Origin of the sequence: Vibrio sp. HDW18, from assembly GCF_011306175.1 — a bacterium.
GTDB classification, from domain to species: Bacteria; Pseudomonadota; Gammaproteobacteria; order Enterobacterales; family Vibrionaceae; genus Vibrio; species Vibrio chanodichtyis.
The window spans coordinates 319,147-334,284 of the sequence record NZ_CP049914.1; the positions used below are offsets into that span (position 1 = coordinate 319,147).

A 15,138-nucleotide genomic window follows, 5' to 3' on the forward strand; every position below is an offset into this window, starting at 1 on the left:
CCCGCTATGAATCATTCCTCCTCACCTGTGGTTGCGATCAAAAATCAGTGGTTACTCAGTCAAGTCGATGTTGAATTTCCAACCACCGAAAGTTTACAAGGGCGCGATATTTACCAGGCTTTAAGCCAAAACACGCACGTGATACCGTTGCCAGTACAAGCCAGTGATGAGTCGTTACAACAAGAAATTTATCTGGTTGATTTCCATCGCTTAACGGTCTGGTTTGCCTTGTTACAAGCGACGCGCTGTGCCGAACCACAGCAACAGTCGCTGTTAGTAGAATTTTTCACGCAAATCATCTATGCCCCACCTTGTCAGCTGTTTGTTGGATTTCATCTGGGTGAGCCTGTCGCGGCAGGCATGGTTACCGAGTACCAAGGTACGGTGTTGCTGTCGGATCTGGTAGTGAAAGATAATACGCCTTTTGTTGATCCTGAAGTGTTTGCTCAGGCATTGTACGCTAAGTGGAAAACGCTGACCGCTAGCAGCGCGGTGCCCTTTCTTGAGTTGGATTGACGGTTTTCACCCGAAAAAAGTGATGTTGGTTGAAGTTACGTAAGCCAATGCTCCGATTTCTGTGATTCTGTTAACTCGCACCTTTTTCGCGTGGCAGTGAGAGATACACTGCCAAGAGAATAAAGGAGACGTGATGACAGCATCCAGAGTGAAATGCGTAATTTTTGACTGCGAAGGTACCTTAGTTGATAGCGAACGTTTGTGCTGTGAGGCGCTAGTGCAGGTGTTTGGTGAGCTGGGTGTTGCCTTAAGTTATTCACAAGTGGTTGAACACTTCGCTGGGGGTAAAATTGCTGATGTTCTGCATAGCACTTGCCAATTTGCCCACATCTCGGCCGATATTGACCTGCTTGAGCAGCGTTACCGAGCAGTAGTGGCGGCGATGTTTCAACGCCAATTAGTACCAATGTCCGGTGCTCAAGAATTGCTTGATTATCTACAGCATCATCAGATTGAATTTTGTGCGGTATCCAATGCGCCGCGAGAAAAAATTGCCCTAACCTTGAACTTAGCTGGTTTAGAGCGCTATTTTAAGGGGCGAATTTTCTCTGCTTTTGATGCCAATAGCTGGAAACCAGAGCCAGATTTGATCCGCTATTGTGCGATGAATATGGGGTTTACGCTTGAAGAGTGCATCTATATTGACGATACCGCCAAAGGGGTAGCGGCGGGGATTAATGCTGGGGTGATCACTTTTCAGCTTAGCCCGTTAAATCCTCAAAATCGTAGTCGTTGCCAGCAAGTCATCGTGTTAGCGCATTTACAGCAGTTAGTGCAATGGTTAAGTGATAGACAATCTCCGCCATTCAAAGTCGCGATGCCATCTTCTCGCTAGCCCCTCAAGCGAGTTCTCCTATCACTGAGTGTTTCTGTCAAATACACGGATCATCTCGCCGCCAAAGCGCCCTTGGTACTTGCATGCAAGACCAATCCTCCACCGCGGAGTGGGCTTCACAGATCCACTATTTGTATTTTCACCAATCTCATAAATCGGTTAGATTGTTGGCCAATTATGATATTCGGTTGCAATAGGAGCCTCATGGCAGAGTGTCATCAACTGGCTACAACATTTCAAACGTATATGGAAAACCCACTGGTATGGCCGATTTTTGATGTGTTGAAACAGCAATCCTCAGGCTGGAAAGTTCACACTTTAGCGGCGCATTTAAGTGGGTTAGGTATGATGCCAGTGCTTGATCCCCAACCAGAAAAAGATCTGTTTAAACGCAATTTTTTGATCATGAACGCGCTGTTTCAGCTACAAGAAACGCTGCATCCGCAAAAATGGCTGCAAGTGGAAGCGATGGATATTGTGTTAGCACCGATGATGGGCCGTCAATTTCAGTCGATTGATATGCATGATCCGCTGCGTGATTACTACACCCAATGGGTCAACTATGAAGCGGATGAAGGGGAAGTGAAACGCTTGCTGAATGAATTCTGGACGCGTTATCGCCACTCTGTAGGCAGTGATAATGGTAAAACATTGACTCGCAGCCAAGCACTGCGTCTGTTTGAGCTGAGCGAAGCGGCGAGTGCGATCGAGATCCGTAAAACGTGGCGACGGCTGGCTTTGCGCTGGCATCCTGATCGAGACAACGGCAGTGCTGAACGGTTTCGTATCTTGTGTGAAGCGTGGAATATTCTTAGGAATGAATATTCATAAATACCGATTCATCTACCCATGACTAGCTAAATATTACTCAAACATAACCCAGCCATTGAGCGCGTTATGTTTGAGTCGTGAGTGATAGGCTTGGGCGCTGACAGGCAGAGCACAAGCCTTTTGGCCTGTTAGTTTGTTTAAGCTTTAAATTGCGCTTTGCGCATCCGGTTGAGAGCCGCCATCGCATCTAAAACCCGCGGTTTGGCTAAATCACCATGATTAGGCATCGCAAGGTGCCAGTCGCCTTCCAGCATTTTGCTCATTGCTTGAGCTGGGTTTTCTGTCCAGCCTGGTAACTGCGCCAGTTGGAACCATAGCCAACCCATCGCATTCACTTCGCTGGAGCTTTGCAACTGTTCAAGTGCAGAAATATCGGTGAATTCTTTACCAAAACGTAGTGCATCTAACCCTTTGGCTGAAACGCGGAACTTACCTTCTAGCAGCAGTTTTTGCAATGTGGCGCAATTTAACGCGCGTTGAGCAAAGGTGGCAAGTGGGGTTTCACATTCGTTACGACGTAGGGTCGGATGTTGAGCAATCACTTCACGCGCTTTGGCTGTCACATCAACCGGTTGATAATCGTGCATCTGGATCACGGTATCTGCCACATCCAGATAGTCACCGGATCCTCCCATCACCACTAAGGTGGAAATACCTAAATCGTCACGCAATTGACCAATGCGATCCACCAGTGGTGTGATTGGCTCGGCACCTTTACTGACCAGTGCCTGCATCCGCTCATCACGGATCATAAAGTTGGTCGCCGAGGTATCTTCATCGATCATTAAGGTGGTCGCGCCCGCTTCAATCGATTCTTGTAACCACGCGGATTGTGAGGTTGAGCCTGAAGCATCTTGAGTGCTGAAATCGGTCGTATCTTTCGCCATCGGTAAATGGTTAATGTAGTTCGACAAATTGAGATTGTGTACACAGCGCCCTTCTTCGGCGCGAATTTTCATCGCTTTGCCATCCGTCACCATCCGCTCACGGCCATCGCCCGGAATATGGTTGTACACCGAACGTTCTAGCGCAGTGAGTAAGGTCGATTTACCGTGGAAGCCACCACCAACAATCAAAGTGATGCCTTGTGGGATACCCATGCCAGTCAATTCACCTTGGTTGGGTGTACTAAGGGTGACTTGCAATGATGCTGGAGTTTGAAACGGTACCGCTTCTTTCATCGGCAAATCACAGTTACCGGCTAAACGGGGCAGAATACTGCCATTGGCGACAAAAGCGACCAAGCCCAGATCATCAAGTTGGGCGCGCATCGCTTGCTGATCTTCTACCACGGCGCAGTGATGCAGCAGTGCGGCTTTATCCAATTCACGTTCTAATGTGGCGCGGCGGATGTATTTTGGCAGATGGAAAGTGAGAATATTCAGGGCCTTCTTGGCCAGAATATCACGCCCTTCGGCAGGCAGACTCATGCGAAAGCGCAGTTCAATACCCTGTTCGTTAAACAGCACGGCGGTGCTGTCAAGTACGGTTTGACCGCTGAATGCTATGGATAAACTGTTGTCTTGTTTGGCAAATTCCGCAAAGGCACGTGCGATAAAATCACGCGCAGCCATTTGATAAGTCGGTGATTTTTCCTTAAGCCATTCTAAACCAGTCAATGACCAAGCACGGGTGGCGCGCAGGCGAGAAGCGGAAGCGTATGGATCAGACTGAACATGATCGATGAATAGCGTAAAGTCAGTAAAGTCATACTGGCCTTTGATCTGCTGATAAGCACGATAGTTCTGCTTTTCAAGTTTTTTCAGAGTTGCAATTAGTCGATCCATCTCGATTATCGCTCATAGGGAAAGAAAAAGAGGAGCGCGATTATAGGTAGCGCCCAACTAAGAGTAAAGCAATGATGCGCCCAGCGGTAGGTTAACCGGTTGGCACGCATCAGCACGGTGAGTATCGAGGCTCCAACTCAACGCATATTCAAAGTAAATTCGGGTCGCTTTGGTTAATAAAGGCACTGAGATTAACCGGTTTCTGGTAATCAATCTCAGTAAAGCCAAAGCCGTTGAGTTGCATAAACTCTTGTTTAAACCCGGTATAATCGCCCAACTGCTGAAAATTGCTGGCGTTGAGTTGCGCTAAACAGGCGGCGACTTGTGCTTGAGTATCTGGGTTCATCTCCCAATCATCCATGCGGATCAAGCGTTCACTGTCGACGGGGGGTGGATTGCGGCCATACAATTTCTCGCTCAATAAGCGCTGCATCTGTTCAATGCAGCCTTCATGGGTACCTTTATTTTTCATCACTTGATAGAGCGCGATCAAATAGGGGCTTAAGCCGGGAATAAAAACGCTGGCTTTGGTGACCAGTGCTTTACACACCACGGCATAGGCTGCGCCATTAAAATTAGCCAGTTTGAGGTTTAGCGCATGGCTGGTTTGATGAAGATCGATTTTAGCCCGACCTAAAGTACCATCGAGGTAAATCGGATGGGTAGCGGGGGGGCCAACATAAGAAAATGCAATCGTTTTACACCCTTCAGCCAGTGACTCAGCGTTAATTAACGTATCAATCCAGTTTTGCCAATCATCACCGCCCATGACGCGCAACGTGGCCTCGATTTCCTGTTCAGTGGCTGGCTCTAAGCAGGTTGCTGTCCAAGTGTCGCTATCGAGCATAATTGATGCACCAGAGACTGGCTCACCAATCGGTTTGATTGCCGAACGCCAATATTCACCATTGGTTTGGCGGCGCATGCCACTGGCAATGCTGTAGATGATCAAATCCACTTCGCCTTCAAAGTAGGTTTCAATCGCCTCAATCACTTGTTCGCGCATTTCGGTAGAAAACACATCACCACTCAGATTGATGGCGATACGCCCCGCTTGCTCAGCGTGCTGTTTAAAAAAGTGATTGTTGTAGTAACCCGCACTGCCGGTTTGATTTTCGCTTGGAGCTCGCTCTAAAGAAACGCCAATAGTATCGGCCTGTGCACCACCAAATGTGAGCGCAATTCGTGCGGCTAAGCCAAAACCTGATGATGCGCCAAGGATCAAGACACGTTTAGGGCCAGAGCGAATAGGCTTAGCCTGTTTAACATATTGGATTTGATTAAGGATGGCTTGCTCGCAGCCATAAGGATGAGCGCTGCGCGCCACAACGCCCTGAATGAATGGCTTGATGTGCATGATGTCACCTATGATTTGGTCAATCGCTCAAAAATAGCGTAAAGCTAAGTAAATTTTATTGAGCTAAGCCATTAAATGAGTGAATGGTTATAAATGCTCACTGAGTTGCTCAGCGACAAAATCGGCAATCCAAGGTTGTGCTTCTGGTTTAGGATGTAAGCCATCGGCCATCATCCACTCTGGCTTTACGATCACTTGTTCAAGAAAAAATGGCAGTAGTGGAATGGAAAATTGTTCCGCTAAGCTTGGGTAGAGCTGAGAGAAACCCTCGCTGTAACGTTTGCCATAATTGGGAGGGATGCGGATCTGCATTAACAGGGCGGTCGCATTATGTGCTTGGATCTGTTCAATCATGGTGCTTAAATTTTGGTTAATCGTGTGTAGCGGGAAACCACGTAAGCCATCATTGGCGCCAAGTTCAATTAATACCAGATTGGGTTGATGTTGAGTAAGCAACGCAGGTAAGCGTTCAAGACCGTTACCCGTGGTATCGCCCGAGATGCTGGCATTAACCACCGAGAGTGCTTGGCCTTTTTCGCCCAAAGCTTCGGTCAGTAAACTTGGCCACGCCTGCTCAATAGGCATGGCATAGCCAGCGCTTAAACTGTCGCCGAGTATTAATAAGGTTTTACTGCTAGCAGTAGCAGAAAACAGCATTAGCAACCATAAGGAAATCCATCGAATCATGTCTACATCCGTTATATTAGCGCAATCATTATCTAAATCAGTCTCTACCAATCAGCAACATTTAACAATCCTTCACCAGGTGAATCTGTCGATTGAGGCGGGAGAAAGTGTGGCGATTGTGGGGGCTTCTGGTGCGGGTAAATCAACCTTAATGACGCTGCTGGCCGGTTTAGACACGCCAACTGATGGTGAAGTGTATCTGCTCGGTCAGCCGCTATCACAATTGGATGATGAAGCGCGCGCAGCGCTGCGTCGTGAGTCGATTGGTTTTGTTTTCCAGAGCTTTCTGCTGATCCCAAGCTTATCCGCGTTGGACAATGTCACCTTACCGTGTTTATTGCGTGGTGAAATGGAAGATCGCGCTCGGGGCAAAGCTTGCTGCAAGCGGTTGGGTTAGCTGAGCGTATGCACCATGTTCCTGCGCAATTATCGGGCGGCGAGCAGCAGCGTGTTGCACTTGCCCGCGCGTTTATGACCCGTCCACAACTTCTGTTTGCTGATGAGCCAACCGGTAATCTTGATCAAGCCACCGCCGCCAAAGTGATTGATTTGCTGTTTGAACTCAATCGTGATCACGCGACTACCCTCGTTTTGATCACCCATGATCCGCAACTGGCACAACGTTGTCAGCGGCGCTTTTTTATGCACGCGGGTGAGCTGGAGGAGCGCGTATGAAGCGATTGTCGTCGGTTGCTCATGTGCGGCGGTTGCTCTGTTGGAGCCTACGTGAAATTCGCCATGGTCAGTTATGGCCAGTGGTTGTGGCGCTGACGCTGATTGTCGCCGCTATTTTTGCACTAACCGCGCTGGCACAAAGAATGGAGCAAGTGATCGTTAAGCAAGGGCGTGAGGCGTTGACCGCGGATACGGTGTTTGTTTCGGCCAATCCATTGCCACAATCCTTACTTACGTTAAGTGCACAGTCTGCGGTACAGACCGCACAATTGATCAGTTTTGCGACCATGGCATTTAGTGATCATGGTATGCAACTGGTCACTGTTAAGGCGGTGGATAGTGCTTATCCACTGCGTGGTGAGATGCGCTTAAGCGATAGTCAAAAACAACTGCATCATGTGCAGGTTAATCAACTGTGGTTAGAACCGCGGGTGAAAGATCAGCTCGGTGTCACGATTGGGGATCATGTGGCACTGGGCGATGCGGATTTTGTGGTCAGTGGCGAAATTAGCGAAGAGCCAGGGCTGAGCTTTAACCCCTTTCAGCAAATGCCCACAGTTTATATTCATCTCGCTGATGTGGCTAAAACGGGTGCTATTCAGCCCGGCAGTCGGGTGCAATTTAGCCTGTTTATGGTTGGTGAGCCGCAGACTCTGGCGGGCATTAAACAAGCGGTAAGTTTAACTGCGAGCGATCGCTGGCAGGACCAAGAGAGTGGCAGTCAAACCAATCAAGTGTTTGAGCGCAGCCAACAATATTTGTCCATGACAGTGGCGATCGTGATCTTAATGGCGGCGACCACTTTAGTGCTGACTTGTCAGCACTATGCCGCAACACGTATGCACACTATTGCGATGTTAAAAAGCCTCGGTGCGAGTCGGCGCTGGCTTTACCGCTGGTTAGGGCTGCAAGTGGGTTTGCTGCTGGTGTGTGCGCTAGTGCTGGGTAGTGCGATGGGAATCGGATTGGAATTCTTATTACGCATACCACTGCGCGATTTATTGCCCAGCCCGCTACCGAGTTATGGTTGGCGCCCATGGTGGATCGCACTGGTAAGCTGTTTACTGATTGCGGTGCCAGCTCTTGGTATTCCCCTTGGGCGGCTGTTGAGCATCAGCGCTGCCGCGGTATTGCAACCCGTATCAACTCGAGTCAGTTGGCAACGTCCTCTGCTGCTGATCATGGTACCTGTGGTGCCGATGTTATTGGTGTATTGGCAAAATCCGCTGATTTGGGTGGTGCTGCTTGGTATGCTAGCGCTGTTTGTGCTGTTGGCGATACTCAGTATGCTGATCACGCGTTTAATGGCTCAATTACCCCTCAACCCTGCAATGGTATTAGCATTGAGTCGGATTAATCGATCCGCGACAGCCAGTGGCTTGCAGTTTGGTGCGTTAGCACTGTCTTTGATGCTGCTTGCTATCATTTGGCTGGTGCGCACCGATTTGCTGGCGGATTGGCAACGAACGTTACCAGCAAACGCACCTAATGCTTTTGCACTGAATATTAGTGAAACGGAAAAAGCCAGTTATCTGGCGGCATTAGATGCGGCGAATATTGAACGCTCAAGTGCTTATCCGATTATGCGTGGCCGTTTGAGTGAGATTAACGGTCAGCCTGCGAATCAATATACTCCCGCGGGTGAGCAGAGCTCAAATGCACTACGCCGTGAGTTAAACCTGACTTGGGCGCAGCAACTGCCCGATTATAATCCGATTTTACAAGGTGAGTGGCATAGCCAACAAGGTGTGTCGGTAGAGCAACAAGTGGCGCGCGATCTTGGTCTTAAATTGGGTGATACGCTGACTTTTGTGATCAATAGCCAGCGGGTTAGCGCGCAGGTTAACACTATTCGTCAGGTCGAATGGCGCACCATGCAACCCAACTTCTATTTCATCTTGAGTCCTGATGTGGTGCAGCAGTTGCCGGTCAGTTATTTGATCAGCTTTCGCCTTTCTCCCGAGCATGATGTGCTGCTCGGTCAGTTAGCTCGTCAGCATCCGACTGTGAGTTTGATCGACATTCGTACTATGGGGGCTAAAATCCAAGCGTTGTTGACCCAAATCGTGTGGTCGATCACTGTGCTGGCTGCGCTTGGCGTGGTGGCAGGGATGTTGCTGATCTTCATTTTATTGCGCTTAAGTTTAACTCAACGCCAGCAGGAAATTCGCCTTTATCGCACTTTAGGCGCGAGTCGGCGTCGAGTGCTACAAACCATTTGGGCTGAATATGGTTTGATGGCGCTGATCGCCGGTTTAGTTGCCAGTGTCAGCGCAGATGTAGTGGTGGCTGCTGTTATGCATTGGGGGTTTAACTTGGCCCCTAACTTACATATTGGACTGTGGTTAGCGTTGCCAACACTTACGTTTTGCACACTGGCTGCCGTGGTGAGTCGCTTACTGAAACGGCTGTTAGCCCCCGTCAATCAAGCGTTGTACGATTAGTCGCTTGAGTAAATGGTTTAGTTATCCACAAAATCAGTGGATAACTTTTGGGATAAGTAAAGTGGTGGTTTAGCACTGGCTCGGTGCTAGCCCCGTAGTGACCGAGGTTTGCGAGTTTTGGTTATACACAAAATGGGTAAAACCGAAAAATAGCAAATCTCCGTCAAGCATTTTTTTGATTTTTTTCGAGCTAAAATTTGCTTGCTTTACGATGATTAAGCTGACTTTAAAAACTCAGGCTGGTCGAGTTGTCGCAGCAATGAGGCGGGTGATGATTTGATTGGAAAATGTGATTTGCTTAACCTTTCACAGCCTCTAGAATAGCGACTATGTTAGTTGGCCTAGATGTAACTGTAGGGAAAATATGACATTGCGATCTCAAGAACGCCGAATTGCGATTATAGGTGGTGGTATCGCCGGGGCAACGGCCGCGGTGCACTTAGCTGAGCTTGGGCTCAATGTATTACTGATTGAAAAAGGCGCGGGCTTAGTTAATGGACCTCCGATTTGCCATTTACATGCTGGTGGTAATCTATATCGGGAAATTTCAGAGCAGCAGTGTATTGAGTTGCTTGAGCAATCAATTGAAACCGTGCGTCTTTATCCTCATACCTTGAATGTTCGTCCTACCATTATCACAGTGCCCAAATCTGATCCCGGTGAACCACAAGCGATTTTGGCGCGCTTAATGACCATTCAAAATGCCTATCGAACTTTAGTTGAACATGATGGCGCCAATCAAGTGCTCGGCGAGGTCGAACACTACTATCGTGCTTATCAGCGGGACGAATTAGAACATTTGGCAAAAACTTGCCAAGCAAATCCGCCGCGTTGTGATGATGATTGGATGGTGCCTTTTGCACAGCATGTCGATTTAGATCAGCTCAAATATCCGGTGGTGTTAGTCCAAGAGTATGGTTGGAGTGTATTTCGGCTCGCGGCCAGTGTTGAGCTGACACTGGCGGAATTGCCTAATTGTCAAGTGATGACCCGTTGTGAGCTGATCGATGCTCAATATCACCATCATCAGTGGCAACTGACTTATATCGATGATCAAGGCCAGCAACAGCAGCAAACGGTGGATTACCTGGTGAATGCTTGTGGTTTTGAAACCGGACGTATTGATGATATGGCCGGTCATCAACGCCAGCGTTTGGTTGAGTTTAAAGCTGCTTACGTCACTCAATGGCCTGATTGCCATCAATGGTGGCCGGAGGTTATTTTCCACGGCCCACGTGGCAGTGAAGCGGGTATGGCACAGTTAACCCCTTATGCCGATGGAACCTTTCAACTGCATGGCATGACACAAGCAATCACCTTGTTTGATGATGGTTTGGTAAGCTCTAGTCCAACCTCTGCACAGCCACAGTTACCAAGTTATTTACAACACAAAATTGAGCACGGCTGGCCGTTATCGGCCCAGCAGCAGCGCACGCAAAGTGCAGTAGAGCATATGTCCCGTTTTGTGCCCGCTTTTTCCAGTGCACAGTGGGCGGCCACTCCACTGTTTGGAGCACAGCAAATTCCCGGTGATGATGTGACGCTACGTGCGGCGGATGTGAGCTTTGAAGCGAATCAGTATGCACGACTGGAGGTGGTGAAAGGCTCATCGGCACTGCGTGCGGCGCGGCAACTGGTGGCTCACTGGCAATTACATCCGACCGAGCAGCGACTTGCCATCGAAGCGGAGCATCCGGTCAGCCTCGCGTTAACCGCAGAGCAAGTTGAACAGCATGCGCTTAGCTTAAGTCAAGCGCGTGGCTATCCGGTCGCGTTAGCCAAAGTGTATGGTAGTAAGCCGTAGGGGGAATCAGGTCGCATGACCCATTAGCGGATCGGCGAATTAAATGGGTATCATTAGGCATCAGGCTGACGAGCGTTAACCGATGCGAAGATTGATCTAATGGCTGCTGCTTACGCGGTAAACCGCAGCCGTCGGTTGGTGATAAATAAAAAGTAACACTCCCCACACATATCAAGGAGTCGAGTGATGAAAGTATTGGTTACTGGTGGCATGGGCTATATCGGCAGTCACACCTGTATTCAAATGATCCAAGCTGGGATGACGCCAGTGATCTTGGATAATCTGTATAACAGTAAGGCGACGGTGCTGGCTCGCATTGAGCAAGTTACTGGCGTGCGGCCACAATTTGTACAGGGTGATGTGCGTGATCAAACGCTGCTGGTGGAAGTGATGCAACAGCAGCAGATTGAAGCCGTGATCCATTTTGCTGGCCTAAAAGCGGTCGGGGAGTCGGTTCAAAAGCCACTGGAATATTATGATAATAACGTACATGGCTCGTTGGTGTTGATCGCGGCGATGCGTGAGGCGGGTGTGAAGTCTTTGATTTTTAGCTCCTCAGCCACCGTGTATGGCGATCCAGCTAGTGTGCCGATCACTGAGTCTTTCCCAACCAGTGCCACTAATCCGTATGGGCGCAGTAAATTGATGGTCGAAGAGTGTTTGAACGATTTTCAGCAAGCTAATCCTGATTGGAGCATTACCTTGCTGCGCTATTTCAACCCGGTTGGTTCCCATCCATCTGGCTTATTGGGGGAAGATCCGCAAGGCATTCCTAATAACCTAATGCCGTTTGTGGCGCAGGTGGCGGTCGGGCGTCGCGAGTATTTATCGGTGTTTGGCAGTGATTACCCCACCAAAGATGGGACTGGGGTGCGTGACTATATCCATGTGATGGATCTTGCCGATGGCCATATTGCAGCGTTGCAAAAAGTCGGCACCCAAGCTGGATTGCATATTTACAATCTCGGTACCGGAAAGGGTTACAGTGTACTGGAAATGGTCAAAGCCTTTGAAGCGGCAGCCGGGCGTGCAGTGCCTTACCAGTTGGTTGAACGCCGAGCTGGTGATATTGCGGAATGCTGGGCTGATCCAACGAAAGCCGCGCAGCAGTTAGGTTGGCAAGCCACTCGCACTTTAGATGAGATGACGCAAGATACTTGGCGTTGGCAGTCCAATAACCCACAAGGTTATCCGTCAGAATAGGTGGTACGCAGCAGTAAACTGATCATCGGCCGATTTACTTAGTAATATAAAAACGCCCATCGCGAGTGATGGGCGTTTTTTATTAAACTGCGGAATCGATAATCTGCGGAATCGATAATGTTAACCCAGCGCTGGCAGTACCCCAAAAGTAATCAGCAACTGCGCACCAATGATCAGTACCCCAACTGAGCCGGTGATCAGCAGTGCCGCATTACCGCCATTGACTTGGTAATGCGTGCTGCTGGCTTGCTGGCGCACTTTGATCACCATCGCTAACGGTAAGAAAATCGCCAAAATTGCTAATGCAATCGCGGCGTAACCGAGCGCCATAATAAACCCTTGTGGGTAAAACAGCGCAAACACCAGTGGTGGTAAAAATGTGATGATCGAGGTCAGTGGGCGGTTAATTTTGCCTTGTTTACTGCGCAGTGAATCGCCCATAAATTCAAACAAACCAAGACTCACGCCTAAAAATGAAGTGAGCAGCGCCAAGTCAGCAAATACGCCAATCAGGTTACCCAGATGAGATTGATTGACAGTGGTTGCCAGCACGCCAATCAGTGCGGTTAACCCCATATTGTCGAGTAGGGTTGATTGGCTCACCACGCCGAGTGTGACAATTTGCCAGAAAATGTAGATCACCAACGGGATCGCCGAGCCAAGCAAAATCGCTTTGCGTAGTGCTGGTGTATCGCCATCTAAATAATTGACGATGGCCGGAATGCTACCGTGAAAGCCAAAAGAGGTAAAAATCACTGGAATCGCGGCCACAATCAAACCTTGTTCAATTGGCATGCTTAATAGGTAAGTGTGTGACACATTCGGTGCGAGGAAAAACAGCACCGCGATCATCGCGATCATTTTGCCGGCAAATAACACCCGGTTGACCCGATCCACTGTGCTGGTACCAATCGTGACCACTAACGCGACTAGGATCGTAAACAGTAATGTGCCACTTGAACTCGCGACGGTCACGCCGCTGAAATGGGCAATCCGTTGGGTAAATTGTGCACCGCCTCCGGCAATGTAGGCCGCGCACAGCGAGTAAAACAGAAATAGCATAGCAAAAGTGGCCACCCACTTCCCTTTGTCACCTAAAATTTGTTTCGCTAAGGTGTGCAGCGTGGCGTCTTGCTCGGCGTATTGGTGAATCTCCACCATTAATAGCGCGGTAAATGCCATCAGCATCCACAATCCGAGCATAATTATTAATGATGTCGTGAAACCGATCCCCGCGGAAGCTAGAGGCAAGGCTAGCATTCCTGCACCAATCGTGGTGCCTGCGATAATCAAAGTACTGCCTAAAAGCTTTGATTGTGTCATCTGTAAACTCTTTTATACGTTATTTAAACTGGCGCTTAGTGTTTTGTACGAAAAGTAAGCAATCAAGTCATCTATTTACACTAAATTTTGCCTATTCTGTAGTGAGTTTCGATTTGCGTCAATCAGTTTGTAAAATTTAAAATCCATTCATGTAATTTAATATTTACACTGTGCGTATGATACTGCACGGGCTTGCTCTGCTGGATACTTGTTGTGACATCTTGATTGCGCAGTCTGATCTGCCATTTTAGAGAAAGCCAAACGCTGTGCACTTTGTTACAATCCGCGCCCCAAAAGTTCAATAGGTACGCACTATGTCATCCACCCCGATCACTTTTTCGCAATTAGGCTTAGATCCTGATCTGCTCACCACATTAAGTGGGCTGGGAATCGTGGATCCCACGCCGATCCAACAGCAAGCCATTCCGCATGTGTTGCAAGGTAAAGATGTGTTAGCTGGGGCGCAAACCGGAACTGGCAAAACCGCGGCGTTTGGTTTACCTATAATTCAGCGCTTTGTGACAGAGCCGTGGCCGCGTGAAGCCAATAGCAAAGAAGTGCGTGCGTTAGTGCTGGTTCCCACCCGAGAATTAGCCCAGCAAGTGCTTGAAAGCATACAAGCTTATGCGCAAGGCACCGAGTTAAAAATTGTCGCCGTTTATGGCGGCACCAGTATGAAGGTGCAGCTTAACCATCTGCGTGGTGGGGTGGATATTTTAATTGCGACACCGGGGCGCTTACTCGATCACGCGCACGTTAAATCGCTCTTTTTAGGTAAAGTGGAAGTCTTAGTGCTCGATGAAGCGGATCGCATGTTGGATATGGGTTTTATGCCGGATATTCAGCGCGTGTTACGCCGTTTGTCACCACTGCGGCAAACGCTGTTTTTCTCGGCCACCTTTGATAGCAAAATCAAAGCGGTAGCGTATCGCATTATGCGCGATCCGCTGGAAGTGCAAGTCACCCCATCGAATTCTACTGCGGCAACGGTGCAGCAGATGGTTTATCCGGTCGATAAAAAACGTAAGCGTGAGTTGTTGGCCTATTTAATTGGCTCGAAAAATTGGCAGCAAGTGTTGGTATTCACCAAGACTCGTCAGGGCAGTGATGCGCTGGCTGATGAGTTAAAGCTCGATGGTATCAAAGCGGTCTCGATCAATGGCGATAAAAGCCAAGGGGCGCGGCAAAAAGCCTTAGATGATTTTAAAGCCGGTAAAGTGCGTGCGTTGATCGCCACCGATGTGGCAGCGCGTGGTTTAGATATTGCGCAGCTTGAGCAAGTGGTTAACTATGACATGCCATTTAAAGCGGAAGATTACGTACACCGAATTGGGCGTACAGGCCGTGCGGGTCAAGCGGGTTTAGCCGTGTCATTACTGGCGCATGATGAGCAGGGGCAATTGGAAGCGATTGAACGTTTACTCAATACTCGTTTACCACAAGAGTGGCTATCAGGCTTTGAGCCTAGCCCGATAGTGCGTGACGAGAATTCGCCACGCGCGGGTGGACGCTCTGCTGAGAAGCGTAAGCTTAAGGCGCAGTTAAAAATCCATGCTCAGCGCGGTAAAAAAGCACGCTGATCGTGCTCAGTGTGGCGAAGTTTTCTCAACGGCCATGCAAAAATAGTAATCCACCAAGCGTAATACCATAGACCAAGGCGCATTTTGAGTGATCAG

At 48.9% G+C, this 15,138-nt stretch carries 11 protein-coding genes and 1 pseudogene; 8 read left to right on the forward strand and 4 right to left on the reverse strand.

The genetic code is table 11. From position 1 onward, the window contains the following. Positions 1–6 precede the first annotated feature (6 nt). From G7083_RS13210 to G7083_RS13220, 3 genes are all read left to right on the forward strand, one after another. A complete protein-coding gene (locus G7083_RS13210; protein ID WP_166015299.1) occupies positions 7–516 on the forward strand; it encodes a hypothetical protein in 510 nt (169 codons plus the stop codon). 133 nt (positions 517–649) lie between these two features. After that, a complete protein-coding gene (locus tag G7083_RS13215) occupies positions 650–1,351 on the forward strand; it encodes an HAD family hydrolase (RefSeq protein ID WP_166015300.1) in 702 nt (233 codons plus the stop codon). A gap of 204 nt (positions 1,352–1,555) precedes the next feature. Next, positions 1,556–2,182, forward strand: coding sequence for a DNA-J related domain-containing protein (locus G7083_RS13220; protein ID WP_166015301.1), 627 nt, complete (start codon positions 1,556–1,558; stop codon positions 2,180–2,182). A gap of 137 nt (positions 2,183–2,319) precedes the next feature. Here G7083_RS13220 and G7083_RS13225 read toward each other — a convergent pair whose 3' ends face one another. The 3 genes from G7083_RS13225 to tesA all read right to left on the reverse strand — a co-directional run bounded on the left by G7083_RS13225 (position 2,320) and on the right by tesA (position 6,013). After that, positions 2,320–3,969: an ABC-ATPase domain-containing protein gene (locus tag G7083_RS13225; RefSeq protein WP_166015302.1), complete on the reverse strand. Its 1,650-nt coding sequence runs from the start codon at positions 3,967–3,969 to the stop codon at positions 2,320–2,322. Between the two features lie 148 nt (positions 3,970–4,117). Further along, positions 4,118–5,326, reverse strand: a complete 1,209-nt coding sequence (gene fabV, locus G7083_RS13230; protein WP_166015303.1) for an enoyl-ACP reductase FabV — start codon at positions 5,324–5,326, stop codon at positions 4,118–4,120. Positions 5,327–5,413: 87 nt separating this feature from the next. After that, entirely contained in the window at positions 5,414–6,013 is a 600-nt protein-coding gene (gene tesA, locus G7083_RS13235) for a multifunctional acyl-CoA thioesterase I/protease I/lysophospholipase L1 (RefSeq protein ID WP_166015304.1), read from the reverse strand. On the opposite strand from tesA, the pseudogene G7083_RS13240 reads away from it, so the two are divergent. The 4 genes and pseudogenes from G7083_RS13240 to galE all read left to right on the forward strand — a co-directional run bounded on the left by G7083_RS13240 (position 6,012) and on the right by galE (position 12,139). Beyond that, positions 6,012–6,688 (forward strand): annotated as a pseudogene (locus G7083_RS13240) (ABC transporter ATP-binding protein). The gene tesA and the pseudogene G7083_RS13240 sit on opposite strands and share 2 nt — an antisense overlap. Then, the gene (locus tag G7083_RS13245; protein WP_166015305.1) at positions 6,685–9,132 is read left to right on the forward strand and encodes an ABC transporter permease; all 2,448 of its coding nucleotides are present in this window, start codon (positions 6,685–6,687) and stop codon (positions 9,130–9,132) included. Before G7083_RS13240 ends, G7083_RS13245 begins: the two are co-directional and overlap by 4 nt. A gap of 364 nt (positions 9,133–9,496) precedes the next feature. Continuing rightward, positions 9,497–10,936, forward strand: a complete 1,440-nt coding sequence (locus tag G7083_RS13250) for an FAD-dependent oxidoreductase (protein WP_166015306.1) — start codon at positions 9,497–9,499, stop codon at positions 10,934–10,936. A gap of 186 nt (positions 10,937–11,122) precedes the next feature. Continuing rightward, positions 11,123–12,139, forward strand: coding sequence for a UDP-glucose 4-epimerase GalE (gene galE, locus G7083_RS13255; protein ID WP_166015307.1), 1,017 nt, complete (start codon positions 11,123–11,125; stop codon positions 12,137–12,139). Positions 12,140–12,259: 120 nt separating this feature from the next. Here galE and G7083_RS13260 read toward each other — a convergent pair whose 3' ends face one another. Further along, on the reverse strand, positions 12,260–13,462 hold the full coding sequence (locus G7083_RS13260; protein WP_166015308.1) for an aromatic amino acid transport family protein: 1,203 nt from the start codon (positions 13,460–13,462) through the stop codon (positions 12,260–12,262). 314 nt (positions 13,463–13,776) lie between these two features. Here G7083_RS13260 and G7083_RS13265 point away from each other — a divergent pair, with 314 nt between their 5' ends. After that, entirely contained in the window at positions 13,777–15,042 is a 1,266-nt protein-coding gene (locus G7083_RS13265; RefSeq protein WP_166015309.1) for a DEAD/DEAH box helicase, read from the forward strand. The last annotated feature ends 96 nt before the right edge of the window (positions 15,043–15,138 follow it).